Consider the following 12,470-nt stretch of genomic DNA (forward strand, 5'->3'; position numbering starts at 1 on the left):
TTAGGTTTGGAATATTCCTTTTTTATTTAACTAATTTAGAAAAAAATAGTGATTTTCATCCTATGAAAATAGATAGCATTACCCTATCATATGCATGTTGGAATACTCAGGAGGGGTAAAATATGAGCTCTCAAGTGGCGGAAATACATGGTTTGAACTTGAGCTTACAGGGTAAGCCTGTACTTCATAATGTAAATATGGTTGTCCGTCCGGCGCAAATCACCGCTTTGATCGGGGAGAATGGTGCGGGCAAAACGTCTATGATTCGTTGTATTACAGGTCTGTATCCTCCTACACAGGGACTATGTGCGGTGTTTGGAGAGCAAGCCTATTACATGAGTCAGGGGAGCAGAAACCGTTTGGGAGTTGTTTTCGATGAGGGCGGATTGTATGGTGAGATGTCAGCCTGGGAGAATGTACTGTTTTTCGCACGACTCCGTGGAATACCCAGAGCGAGAATCGAAGAACCCTACAACAGACTTGTGCAACAGTTTGAATTGAAGACTTCCTTGAAGGTAGGGCATTTTTCCAAAGGAATGAAGCAAAAGCTTAGGATTATACGTGAATTGTTACACAAGCCAGAGTTATTAATTCTGGATGAACCCTTTAACGGGCTGGACCCGGATTCTAAATTTTTTTTGAGAGACCAACTAAGTGCGATCTGTTCGGATCAAGGTACTTCAATTCTCATTAGTTCTCATGATCTATTTGATCTGGAGAAAATCGCTGATCAGGTTGTGATGATTCATCAAGGAAGAATCGTGGCGGATCAGAGCATTCAGACAATAACAGAAGTGACCGAACGTTACATCGTTATTTGCAGTAACCCGCAACACGCGGTAAAGATTCTTCATAATGTAAAGGGTATTTATGTAATGAATCAGGATGAACAGTCTGTATCTTTTATGTCGGGATCAGGCTCTGTCAAGCATCTTCTACAACTCTTATTACAACATGGCATTGAAGTAGAGGAATTTTTCAAGGAAAAAAACTCGCTGGAGGATTTCTACAAAAAAATCAAACAAGCCACTATTCGAGAGTGAGATTAAGTAACAATTTGAGAGAAAGGTGGGCTGTAAATGCTGCCGTTATTACGCAAAGATGTGAAAACTCTTCATTGGAAAAGATCACTGACCATGCAGGTGTTGATGCTGGGAATGTTTTTTATTTTTACAATCAGTCAGTTGGGGGAGCTGGAAGCGAATCTTGGTTTATCTATAGAGGGCATGGTTCCGCTACTTCATAAGTTAAATGAGACACGTGAACATCGATTGATGTTTACGAATAGCTTAATGACTGTTGGTTTCCTGTCGTCTGCACTTGTGTTTGCTTTATACGTAGGCATTCCCCATATTTTACAGTTCTTCACTAAAGAAAAGGCCGAAAAAAACTTGGGTTTTATGCTTGCTGTAGTATCCAGACCAGAGAAAATCATGCTTGCTGTCTGGTTGTTCGCGTTGATTCGTGTTGTTGTTATGTCCATGATTAATGGGATACTAATCTGGTGTATTTTCACTGTACTCGGATTCCGTTCGGTAGGATCCGTCAGTCTGGTTTCTTCTGCGTTAACGATACTGCTCGGCATAGCTGCTTTTTTGTATCTTGCGAACGCTATCGTATGGGCAACACATGGAAGTGAACTGATATTGAAGGTTTATCGCATATTGATTCTGGTTGGCATTGTAGCGGCATTTCCAGCTGTAAACGTCCTTCGGATGGATTTCAGTGGTCTGGACTTTCGTTATGTTGGGTTAAGTTTGGGAATCTTCGTGATGGCTATACTTTTCTCAAAGTTAATAATGGGATATTTTAAAGTTGAAAAAGTGGTCTAATGCCGTAAACTAAAGGTGGCGACGATGTTACTTCTAGTACTATAATAGATAGGGGTTACCAAATTTTACAATTCATCATTAGCATCATTCCAGCACCTATAGGAGGTACACTGAAACATGTCCGAAATCGAAGCTTATCTGCAGCAACAAACCACACTTCGAGGTCGTTCTGCGTTTGATGCAGATCAACCCTTGGAGTTATGGCAAAATCAATTGCTTACACGTATCCAAGAAAAGCTGGGCGATTTTCCAATGATGCCCGCTGCATTGAACCCTGTCGTACTGGAACGTGTTCCATGTGATGGCTACATCCGGGAGCGGATTGAGATCACAACGTATGAGGGATTACGGATGCCCATTTATCTTTTAATCCCTGATAATGTAAGCGCTACCGATGTGAAGAGGCCTGCTATTGTTGCTTGTCATGGACACGGCTATGGGAGCCGGGAGATTTGCGGAATGGAGCCGGATGGTTCGCCACGGGCAGGGGAGCCTGGATTACACAAAGACTTTGCAGTCGCACTTGTGAAGCGTGGATATGTTGTAGCTGCTCCAGAACTGCTTGGATTTGGGGACAGAAGGCTGGATGAAGATCGAGATGCTCTGCCAGGGGCAAGTTCCTGTACGAAGATCGCCGCACATCTGCTTATGGTGGGTAAAACGCTTGCAGGACATCGGGTTTATGAAACAATGCGTGTAGTAGACTATTTATCGACTCGGTCAGAAGTGGATTCAGAACGGATTGGAAGCATGGGCATCTCCGGTGGGGGACTGGTTACTGCCTTTACGGCAGCGCTGGACAAGCGATGTAAAGCTGTCGTGGTCAGCGGTTATGCAAGCACGTTTCATGGCAGCATTCTGGACCGTAATCATTGTCTCGACAATTATATCCCGGGCATTTTGCTGGAGGCAGAACTTCCGGACATCATCGGTCTGATTGCTCCGCGTCCTCTCTTTTTGGAGATAGGAAGTGAGGATCTTGTTTTTCCGCTTCATTCGGCGCGAGAGGCCCATGAACGGTTGAAAATGATTTATGAACATGCTGGTGCGGGGCAAGCACTAGGTGCAGATTATTTCGAAGGTGGACACGAGATTAGCGGTGCAAAGGCCAATGATTGGCTTGAACAGGTATTGTAATTGTCTCTGTAAAATTTCATCATGATCTGCATTCGGAGGGGTACAAAATCGTATCATTTGAATTCGAGAGGAGCAGTGTATGATGAAATGGTCAACTTCTTTACGAATGATGTTATGTACTGTACTTGCTACGAGTATGATTGCGGTTGGGTTTGGAAGTGACAGAGTAGACGTAACCGAGGCGGCATCGGATCATTACAAATTCGATTTTGGTGCAGGAGCAGTGGAGAACGGATATACTGGAGTGTCTGCCACAACGGCCTATACAGCTGCAAGGGGTTATGGTTTCAACACTCCGGCTAATATGAAAAATGTTTCCGCATCAGGTAGTGGTGTTGCAAGTGATGCCGTTCAATTTCTGAAATTTGGTACGAAAAGTGATAACACCTTCAATGTTGACCTGCCGAATGGTCTGTATGAGGTCAAAGTGACTCTGGGTAACACCGCCAGAGCTAGTGTGGCAGCCGAAGGAGTCTATCAGATCATGAATATGACGGGCAACGGCGCAACCGATCAATTCCAGATTCCGGTGACCGACGGACAGTTGAATCTGCTGGTGACGGAAGGCAAGGCAGGTACTGCTTTTACGCTAAGTGCCCTTGAAATTCGGAAACTGTCCAACCAGCCTGTCACGAATCGTACAATCTATATTGGTGGAGATTCAACGGTTTGCAACTATTACCCGCTCGCTAGCAGCGTGCAGGGAGGCTGGGGGCAACTGCTTCCGTCCTATGTAAACAAAACAACTTTCCAGGTTCGTAACATGGCCACAAGCGGGCAAATTGCCAGAGGGTTCCGTGATGATGGTCAGATGGAAGCGATTCTGAAGTATATTAAGCCGGGTGACTATTTTATTCTACAGCTCGGAATTAACGATACCAACGCCAAGAACAATACAACTGAGGCGCAGTTCAAAGAAATTATGCGAAATATGGTGCAACAGGCGAAAAATAAAGGGGCTACGGTGATTCTCTCTACACCACAGGGCCGAGCAACAGATTTCAATTCGGCCAATGTGCATCAAGCCGAGAACCGTTGGTATAACGCATCTACGCGTGCACTGGCACAGGAAGAGGGAGTGACACTCGTGGATCTGAACAAGCTCAGCTCGGCATACTTCACTTCCATTGGGCCGGCAGCTACGCTTGCTCTGTACATGAATGGCGATAGCTTGCATCTGAATCGGCAAGGGGCATCACAACTTGCTCGAATCGTGGCTGCGGATCTGAAACGCCAAGGCTTAAATGGTTTCTGATAAGAAAGTAGTGTGTTGGGTAAGTTCTATCTGTATTTGAAGTACACAAACCATATTTAGGTTATATAAGAAATCCCCTGGAGGAAAGCCGCTTACGCGCGATATCTCCAGGGGATTTTTTACTTATTTTCGCCACCTATATAAGTTGAAAAATTTTTTTTTACACATTAACGGAGAGGACAGAAAAAACCTGAAGAAGCGCTAAGCGTTCGCCTTTATCACCGGATTTTCCCCTTTGGAAAAGGGAATCCAAAAAATCCGGGGATAACAGCGATCGGAAGGTTATTCTGTCATCGGAGTGTTCCGTGTAAACTATTCATTAAATTTATATAAGCTACTCCATCATATCCTTCTCTTCGTGATTCATCTTTTTCCCTTTTAACAACGGTTCAAGTTCATCCTGCACACTTTGTTCCCAGAGTGGGACATCGGTGCGATAGGCTGCACGCCCGTTCAGATGCCCAGCGACAGGTGCGGTGATGAACACAAACAGAATCCCAAGTAACAGACGAGCACTGATATAGTTGTCAAAATACCAAAAGAAGAAAAAGGCACCGCTCAGCACACAAAACACGCCAAGTGTCATACTTTTGGTAGCAGCATGGGCTCTTAAATATACATCGGGCAGGCGAAGAAGTCCGAAGGCACTGAGTGCACTGAGCAGGGCACCAAGCAGCACCAGCAGTCCAATCGCCGTTTCAGCGGTGCCACTAACGATCTCCTTCATTTTTGAACACCGCCCCTCGTTCGATATAACGTGCAAATGCTACTGTGCTAAGAAAAGCGAGAATACCGATTAGCAGGATGATATCCAGATAAGCCTGTGTCTTCAGCATCATGGATAGTACAGCTACGATGGCGATGACATTGATTCCGATGGTATCAAGTGCAGTAATCCGGTCAGCCATAGACGGACCGCGAAGAACCCGATATAAACAGGCCAAAATCGCCAGAGATAGAATGAGCAGTGAAATAAACAGTAATGAAGATAACATTAACGTGTCACCTCCATAATTGCTTTTTCAAACGTATTCTGAATATCGTTTCGCAGTTTCTCTTCATCCTTGATATCCAGTGCGTGGATGAAAAGCTTACGTTGATTACCCGAAATTTCAAGCGGCAGTGAACCTGGCGTTAATGAGATTAGCAGACAGAGCAGGGTAACTTCCCAATCTGAGGATAACTGTGTACGATAGGTGAAAATACCCGGACGAATATCAAGCCGTGGTTTGATAATCTCGCGAATGACCTCGATACTTGCACGTACAAGTTCTTTGAACAGCAGTCCAATCAGCTTGAAAATGGCCCAGACTCGAACGATGTAGAAGCGCTGCGGGAAGAAACGCCTCATGCCTCCGATCAAGAGCAGTCCAAGCATATATCCTACGAGAAAACCAACACCATTCCAAGCATTATTCAGAAACATCCAGACAAAGGTAATAATAAGATTGAGTACAATCTGAAAGGCCATAGACATCTACTCCTTCAATACGGCATCAATATAAATATTGGGATGCAGCAGAATATCGCCAGCACGGGAGGTAAGCTGGAACATGCCTTCAGCACCCAGACCCATGACGATGATGAAAGCAAAGAGAATGCCGGCAGGAATCAACAATCCGTTCACCGCGTAAGGACGTCTTGCCATGCCCGAAGGAGGCTCACCCCAAAACGCCTGAATGAAGATGCGGAGTACCGAATACAGCATGAGCAGGCTAGAGAGCACCGCAACAGCAGTTAAACCATATAATCCTGCCTCTAATCCGCCCTCAAACAACATCAGTTTTCCTGGGAATCCACTGAATGGAGGCAGACCTGCAAGCGCAAGCGCACTGATGAAGAACATCCATCCCAGCATGGGATAACGTTGGATCAATCCGCCCATGTTATCGAGCCTGGATGTACCGGCTACGGCTATAAGAGCACCGCCGAGCAGGAAAAGCAGTGTTTTAATTAACATGTCATGTAGCATATAGAATAGCAGCCCTTCCAGAGCAGTGCGGCTGGCAGCGGCCATCCCGAATGCAACGAAGCCTACTCCGGCTACCACGTTATAGATCAGAATTTTGTTTACATCACGATACGAGATTGCACCAACAACACCCAGAATCATCGTTGCACCAGCCATCCATCCAATTAAGGCATGGAAAAAGTCCGGGTCATGATAGAAGATCAACGTGAATGTCCGCACAATGGCGTACAGGCCAACTTTGGTGAGCAATCCTGCGAACAACGCCGTAACAACTGCTGGGGGAGCTGCATAAGAGCCGGACAACCAGAAGAAAAGAAACAAACCGGCCTTAATACTGAATACGATCAGGAAAAGAACCGCAATTAACGTGACAACCCCGCTCTGTCCCACTTCGGCAATGCGAACCGACAAGTCAGCCATATTCAGCGTACCTGTAATGGAATAGAGGAAGCCGATAGAAGCTACGAATAAAGCTGAAGACACAATATTAATCAATACATATTTGATTGTTTCACGCAATTGCCTTTCCGTGCCTCCGAGCACAATCAGAGCATAGGAAGAGATTAGCATCAATTCAAAGCTGACAAAAAGATTGAACAGATCACCGGTCAGGAACGAAGCGTTCACACCTGCGATCAAAAAATGAAAGAAGGGATAAAAGTGATGCTGCTCCCGTTCTTTGTTGATGCTTCGAAAAGCATAGAGCAGGCAGGCAAGCGCAATAATTGAAGCCGCTACAACGAGCAGTGCTGCAACCATGTCGGCAACAAGCACTATCCCGTAAGGAGCTTTCCAGCCACCCATATTCAATGTCTGGACGCCAGATTGTGCAACACGAGTAATCAGTAGGGTCGAGACCGTTGCAGTGCCCAATAGACCAATCACGCTGACGAAGCGTTGTATATTGATTTTACGAAAGAACAACAGGGCGATCACGCCCGTGATCAATGGAAGCAGAATCGGCAGAACAACAAGATTATTCATATGGACGCCTCCTTACTTCTTCCATATCGTCGGTTCTAAGCTTTAGATACGAGCGATAAGAAAGAACGAAGAAGAAGGCTGTCAGTCCAAAATTGATGACAATGGACGTTAGAATTAACGCTTGGGGAAGCGGATCGACGTATTTCTCTGCCATTTCTCCGAGTAGTGGAGGCGCGCCGGTTTTAAGACGCGACATGGTGATCAACAACAAATGCACTCCATGTGTCAAAATGGACATTCCCAGTACGATACGGAGCAGGCTCCGTGACAAGATTAAAAAGACGGCAACCGCAAACAAAATACCTACGGCCACACACATCAAAATTTCCATATCAACGATCCTCCCCGATCTGTAAAATGATAGTCATGGTGACGCCGAGCACAGCGAGGTATACGCCCAGATCAAACAGCATGGCAGTAGCAAGCTCTGTTTCACCCAGGAGAGGTAATTCGAAATATCCGAACGTCTGGCTGAGAAACGGAACACCGAACAGGAATGAACCTGAGCCGGTGAGCAAAGCTATACCCAAACCGATAGCAGTCAAGCTCCGAAAATCGATGGGCAGTGCTTTGCGAATCGTATCGGTACTGAAAGCCAGCGCGATTAGTACCAAGGCTGCTGCTGTGACGAGACCACCGATGAAACCACCGCCCGGATTGTGATGTCCGGCAAAGAACAGATGCATCGAGAAGGTCAGAATAATAAAGACAACCACTTTCGTTGTCGTTTGCAGCAAAACATCATTACTTTGCAAAGGAACCGTATCCCAGGACAATGTGCTGCGCTCGCGGTTTCCGTATTTTTTGGTGTTGTCCGCTTCATCGTCAAGTTCGGGTTCTTCGTCTTGCTTCTCTTCTTTTTTGCGAAATTTCAGTCTGGCTCCGAGATCTTTCGCTTCGAGGTTCAGATTAATCATGGAGTAGATGGATAGAGACGCTACGCCAAGAACCATAATCTCAAGCAACGTATCGTAACCGCGGAAATCCACGAGCAGTACATTCACGACATTTTTACCACCAGCCGAACTGTAAGCTTCCTGCAGAAAGAAAGACGAGATGCTGTCAAGAGATGCTGTACCACTTGCAGCGAGTGCTACAAATGTCATGACAACGCCGACAGAAATGGCAACGATCATATTGACGGTGAGATAACGTGGACTTGATTTGCCACGTTGTAATTCAGGCAGATGGTAGAAGCAGAGCAGAAACAGAGCTACAGAGACGGTCTCTACAATCATTTGTGTCAGTGCTAGGTCAGGTGCCCGGAATAGAACGAAGAGCAGTGTAACCAGATAACCGACAGCACCAGTCATAATGACCGCAGACAAGCGGTTTTTGGCAAAAGGAATGGAAACGGCAGCTGCAATCAGTGTGACCAACAACACAACTTCGTAGAATGAGTAAGGTGCATTATCCTGCACATTCCAGGTTATATTTTCACCAGAGCGGAAGAAAGCGTAGACCAGTAATGCCACGGTGAATGAAAAAATGTAAACCAGATAATTACGGACGGAGCCATTCATGTAGGCTTCTGTCCATTTACGTGCATAGTGCTGTACGTTGTCCAACACCACATGATACATGTTGTTAATCGTTAGACCTTGTGGATAGTGCTCATAAATATTCCTCCATCGTGGCAGCAACTTGTAGAGCATGACCCCGAGAATAACAACACCGATGGTCATGAACAATTCGGGAGTCCAGCCATGCCATAGTGAGAAATGTACATCAAAGCGTTCATTCCCATTCAGTAAGGATGGGAGAACGGCCGCCATTGCCGGTTCGATCAGTGACCCGGACAGTAAATCCGGAAAGAGTCCAAAACCGATGACCAGCGCACCCAGAACGAGCGGCGGAATTAGCAACCCGACAGGCGCCTCATGTAATTTCTCGGCAGGCAACTCGTTTCGGCTACGACCGAGGAATGTTTTGAACACGAATATCAGGGCATAAATCAACGTGAAAACGCTGGCAAGCCACGCGATGACTGGCAGCACAATACTCCAGGAGCCCATTCCAAAGATACGGAGGTCTTTAATTTGGACCATCGCTTGAAAGAACAATTCCTTACTAAGGAATCCGTTAAAAGGCGGAATACCTGCCATGGCAAGTGAACCGATCAGCGCTATGCTGAATGTGACGGGCATGAATGCTGCCAGTCCGCCAAGGTTGCGAATATCCCGTGTACCTGTCTCATGATCGACGATGCCAGCCACCATAAACAGGGCAGCTTTGAAGGTGCCGTGGTTGAATAAATGGAGCAACGCAGCCGTGATAGCTACGGTGTACATAGTAGAAGATTCGCCATATCCGAAATAGAGAGCAGCAGATCCAATCCCGAAGAGGGACATAATCAAACCAAGTTGTGAGATTGTCGAATAGGCAAGAATAGCTTTGAGATCATTTTTCTTCACGGCCAAAAATGATCCGTAACCCAGCGTTAGTAAGCCCACACCTGTTACAAGCCAGAACCAGAGTCCTTGGCCACCGAAGATCGGTGTGAAACGGGCAACAACATACAGTCCGGCTTTGACCATGGTGGCGGAGTGCAGATACGCACTAACGGGTGTTGGAGCTTCCATGGCATCAGGCAGCCAGATATGGAATGGGAATTGTGCCGATTTTGTGAAGGCTCCAATGAGAATCAGAACAAGGGCCGGTAGAAACAGAGCGCTATCCTGAATATGTCCCCATTCGGTAATCGTTGCACGGATACTGAATGTGCCTGTCATCAGATACATCAACATAAATCCTGCAAGCATGGCGAATCCGCCAAAAACCGTAATCAGGAACGATTTTTGTGCGCCGGATGTGGAGGCTTTGCGTTTGTAATGAAAAGCGATCAGCAGGAATGATGTAATGCTGGTCAGTTCCCAGAATGCATACAGGACGATCATGTTGTCTGACAATACGACACCAAGCATGGCTCCCATAAACATTAACAGATAGAGATAGAAGCGGTTTAACGCCTCTGTTTTGCTCATGTAAAAAATCGAGTAGAAGACAACAAGTACGCCGATTCCGCTAATCAACAGCGTTAACAGTAAACTGAGTCCGTCCAAATATAGATTAAATCCGATGTCGAGGGACGGAATCCAGGGAATATGGCCGGATACCGGGTGACGCTGAGACACAGCAGGGATCTTGCCTGCAAAATAAATGAATAACGATGTCGGTACAAGTAATACCGCCCATCCTAGATGAATTTTACGAAAGAGTCTGTGTAACAAGGCAAGAAGGATACCAGCTGCAAAAGGCAAAATAACAGCAATGTGAAGCAGGCTCAAATAATTACACCCCCAATGTTTATTTTCTAGTCATTCTCTATGTGGGACATACAGGCGCAATCCTCTAAGGGTTTGCTTGCTCTCTCTATTACATAACCCAAGTTTGTATATACAGAATCGTGACTATTCTTTGAATAGAAGAAACCCGGTCAAATTTCGGATGAATTTTGTATGGGTACATATATTAAAAATGCAAACTAAAATACCGATATAATTCAAAATAAGTGAGAGCTATTTCTTATCATTTTGCAGCGTAGAGCTGTGGATGGTTGAGATTGTAAGAGCGGTTCACCGTATGTGCAGGAGGAATTATGTCATTTAAACTTAGAACGGTGCTCACCGTCATTTTCGCTGTATTATCTCTGTTTGTTATCTTAACCATTGGATATGTTTTCAGCCAAAAATCATTTGATGCAGTGGAAACCGAAATTGGACACTCCCTGGAAGGCACGGCTTTACAGACCGTGGACAAGCTGGATCGTTTCATGTACTCTCGATCTGGTGAAATGAATCTTCTTGGCAACATGGCCTCTATGAATGATGAATTTAATTACGCGGATATCCAAATGCTGTTGGATCAGCTTCAAAATAGCTTTCCCTCTTTTTCCTGGGTTGGATTCATGGATCCAAAGGGAAAAGTGTTAGCCGCTACAGATGGAATTCTTCTAGGCGAAGATTTATCAGAACGGCCTGTGTATCAGGAAGGGATCAAGGGTAAATTTATTGGAGATGTACATAATGCGGTGTTGCTGGCCAAGCTATTGCCTAATCCATCGGGAGAGCCATTGCAATTTGTAGATATCAGCTTCCCGCTTAAGGATAGTCAAGGGCAAATTCGTGGTGTATTAGCAGCGCATCTCAGTTGGGCGTGGGCCAAAGAAGTCGAGGCTTCCGTACTCGTACCGTTACAACGTGAGGAGAAAGATATTGAATTCTTTATCGTCAGCAAAAAAGAGCACACCGTGCTTCTCGGCCCCAAAGAGTGGGTAGGCAAACCGCTTGATCTAGAGGGAATTGGAGATCATCGAAAAAGTAAAAGCAGCTGGTCCACTGAAAAGTGGCCGGATGGCAAGGAATATGTTACCGGTTTAGCGTATAGTCAGGGATATAAAGAATATCCGGGGCTGGGCTGGACCATTATCATTCGTCAGGGTAAATCGGCAGCCTTTTCATCTGTCGTTGATCTGATGTGGTTTAACATCTTTGCTGGCATCGTGGTAATGCTGTTGTTTGCACCCATTGGCTGGCTTCTCTCCAGAATAATCTCGGCACCTCTGGTTCGATTAACCCGTGTTGCAGATCGTCTCAGCGCAGGGGAGAATATTGACATCCCTGAGACCAAAGGACTGAAGGAGATTGAAGCATTGTCACGTTCACTGCGAAACATGGTATCTTCGATCATGAATAAAGACTCAGAACTGGTTGTGATGCAAAATCTTGCACACTATGACCAGCTGACCGGATTGAAGAACCGTACAGCTCTTGAGACGTATCTTGAGGAATCTCTGCAGACAGAGAGCGAGGATCATACGTTGACTTTCCTCTATCTGGATCTGGACGGTTTCAAAAGTGTGAACGATTCGCTGGGACATCAGACCGGTGACATTTTGCTGCAAAAAGTTGCTCAGCGACTTACAGCACTAAGTCATGAGGACGGTATAACGGTACGTCTTGGCGGTGACGAATTCCTGATTGTACTTCGCTCTATCGGAGATAATCCGAGGCAAGAAGCGATCCAGTATGCGCAAGATATCATTCAAAGTTTGAACAAACCATTCATTATTGAGTATGAGCGTGTGCATATTGGCTGCAGCATTGGAGGAGCGGAGTATCCGACGAATAGCAACAATCCAAGTGAGATTATTCGAATGGCTGATGAAGCGCTCTATAGATCCAAACGTGCGGGCAAGAACAGAGTTACCTTTTTTTCCGAGTTGGATGAGAATCTTTAGGTTATAATAGATACATGAAGTTTGAGTTCATTATGCATTTAGGTGAGTACG

11 protein-coding genes are annotated in these 12,470 nt (G+C 45.6%); 5 read left to right on the forward strand and 6 right to left on the reverse strand.

From position 1 onward, the window contains the following. Positions 1-122 precede the first annotated feature (122 nt). The 4 genes from AC1VYS_RS12900 (at position 123) to AC1VYS_RS12915 (ending at position 4,224) form a co-directional block, all read left to right on the forward strand. Positions 123-1,043 carry an ABC transporter ATP-binding protein gene (locus AC1VYS_RS12900; protein WP_482914573.1) on the forward strand — a complete coding sequence of 307 codons (921 nt, stop codon included), beginning with the start codon at positions 123-125 and terminating at the stop codon, positions 1,041-1,043. A gap of 36 nt (positions 1,044-1,079) precedes the next feature. Beyond that, positions 1,080-1,832, forward strand: coding sequence for a hypothetical protein (locus tag AC1VYS_RS12905; RefSeq protein ID WP_145330245.1), 753 nt, complete (start codon positions 1,080-1,082; stop codon positions 1,830-1,832). A 117-nt stretch (positions 1,833-1,949) separates the two neighbouring features. Beyond that, positions 1,950-2,969, forward strand: a complete 1,020-nt coding sequence (locus AC1VYS_RS12910; protein ID WP_482914574.1) for a dienelactone hydrolase family protein — start codon at positions 1,950-1,952, stop codon at positions 2,967-2,969. A gap of 136 nt (positions 2,970-3,105) precedes the next feature. Continuing rightward, the gene (locus tag AC1VYS_RS12915; RefSeq protein WP_482914983.1) at positions 3,106-4,224 is read left to right on the forward strand and encodes a rhamnogalacturonan acetylesterase; all 1,119 of its coding nucleotides are present in this window, start codon (positions 3,106-3,108) and stop codon (positions 4,222-4,224) included. 334 nt (positions 4,225-4,558) lie between these two features. Here AC1VYS_RS12915 and mnhG read toward each other — a convergent pair whose 3' ends face one another. From mnhG to AC1VYS_RS12945, 6 genes are read right to left on the reverse strand one after another with little or no spacing between them, the layout of a single operon-like run. Continuing rightward, on the reverse strand, positions 4,559-4,951 hold the full coding sequence (gene mnhG, locus AC1VYS_RS12920; protein ID WP_434751443.1) for a monovalent cation/H(+) antiporter subunit G: 393 nt from the start codon (positions 4,949-4,951) through the stop codon (positions 4,559-4,561). Further along, a complete protein-coding gene (locus tag AC1VYS_RS12925) occupies positions 4,935-5,219 on the reverse strand; it encodes a Na(+)/H(+) antiporter subunit F1 (protein WP_090920611.1) in 285 nt (94 codons plus the stop codon). The genes mnhG and AC1VYS_RS12925 overlap by 17 nt, the downstream gene beginning before the upstream one ends. Beyond that, positions 5,219-5,695, reverse strand: a complete 477-nt coding sequence (locus AC1VYS_RS12930) for a Na+/H+ antiporter subunit E (protein ID WP_482914575.1) — start codon at positions 5,693-5,695, stop codon at positions 5,219-5,221. Before AC1VYS_RS12930 ends, AC1VYS_RS12925 begins: the two co-directional genes overlap by 1 nt. 6 nt (positions 5,696-5,701) lie before the next feature. Further along, complete coding sequence (locus AC1VYS_RS12935; RefSeq protein ID WP_482914576.1) at positions 5,702-7,180, reverse strand: Na+/H+ antiporter subunit D; 1,479 nt, start codon at positions 7,178-7,180, stop codon at positions 5,702-5,704. After that, complete coding sequence (locus AC1VYS_RS12940; protein WP_482914577.1) at positions 7,173-7,511, reverse strand: Na(+)/H(+) antiporter subunit C; 339 nt, start codon at positions 7,509-7,511, stop codon at positions 7,173-7,175. Before AC1VYS_RS12940 ends, AC1VYS_RS12935 begins: the two co-directional genes overlap by 8 nt. Position 7,512: 1 nt before the next feature. Further along, entirely contained in the window at positions 7,513-10,467 is a 2,955-nt protein-coding gene (locus AC1VYS_RS12945; protein ID WP_482914578.1) for a Na+/H+ antiporter subunit A, read from the reverse strand. Between the two features lie 311 nt (positions 10,468-10,778). On the opposite strand from AC1VYS_RS12945, the gene AC1VYS_RS12950 reads away from it, so the two are divergent. Beyond that, positions 10,779-12,419, forward strand: coding sequence for a cache domain-containing protein (locus AC1VYS_RS12950; RefSeq protein WP_482914579.1), 1,641 nt, complete (start codon positions 10,779-10,781; stop codon positions 12,417-12,419). The last annotated feature ends 51 nt before the right edge of the window (positions 12,420-12,470 follow it).

This window comes from Paenibacillus sp. G34 (assembly GCF_056856875.1).

What these genes read in the sequence shown, in the direction of transcription:
- AC1VYS_RS12900 (WP_482914573.1), top strand. Translation starts at nt 123, where the DNA reads ATGAGCTCTCAAGTGGCGGAAATACATGGTTTGAACTTGAGCTTACAG.
- AC1VYS_RS12905 (WP_145330245.1), top strand. Translation starts at nt 1,080, where the DNA reads ATGCTGCCGTTATTACGCAAAGATGTGAAAACTCTTCATTGGAAAAGA.
- AC1VYS_RS12910 (WP_482914574.1), top strand. Translation starts at nt 1,950, where the DNA reads ATGTCCGAAATCGAAGCTTATCTGCAGCAACAAACCACACTTCGAGGT.
- AC1VYS_RS12915 (WP_482914983.1), top strand. Translation starts at nt 3,106, where the DNA reads ATGATTGCGGTTGGGTTTGGAAGTGACAGAGTAGACGTAACCGAGGCG.
- mnhG (WP_434751443.1), bottom strand. Translation starts at nt 4,951, where the DNA reads ATGAAGGAGATCGTTAGTGGCACCGCTGAAACGGCGATTGGACTGCTG.
- AC1VYS_RS12925 (WP_090920611.1), bottom strand. Translation starts at nt 5,219, where the DNA reads ATGTTATCTTCATTACTGTTTATTTCACTGCTCATTCTATCTCTGGCG.
- AC1VYS_RS12930 (WP_482914575.1), bottom strand. Translation starts at nt 5,695, where the DNA reads ATGGCCTTTCAGATTGTACTCAATCTTATTATTACCTTTGTCTGGATG.
- AC1VYS_RS12935 (WP_482914576.1), bottom strand. Translation starts at nt 7,180, where the DNA reads ATGAATAATCTTGTTGTTCTGCCGATTCTGCTTCCATTGATCACGGGC.
- AC1VYS_RS12940 (WP_482914577.1), bottom strand. Translation starts at nt 7,511, where the DNA reads ATGGAAATTTTGATGTGTGTGGCCGTAGGTATTTTGTTTGCGGTTGCC.
- AC1VYS_RS12950 (WP_482914579.1), top strand. Translation starts at nt 10,779, where the DNA reads ATGTCATTTAAACTTAGAACGGTGCTCACCGTCATTTTCGCTGTATTA.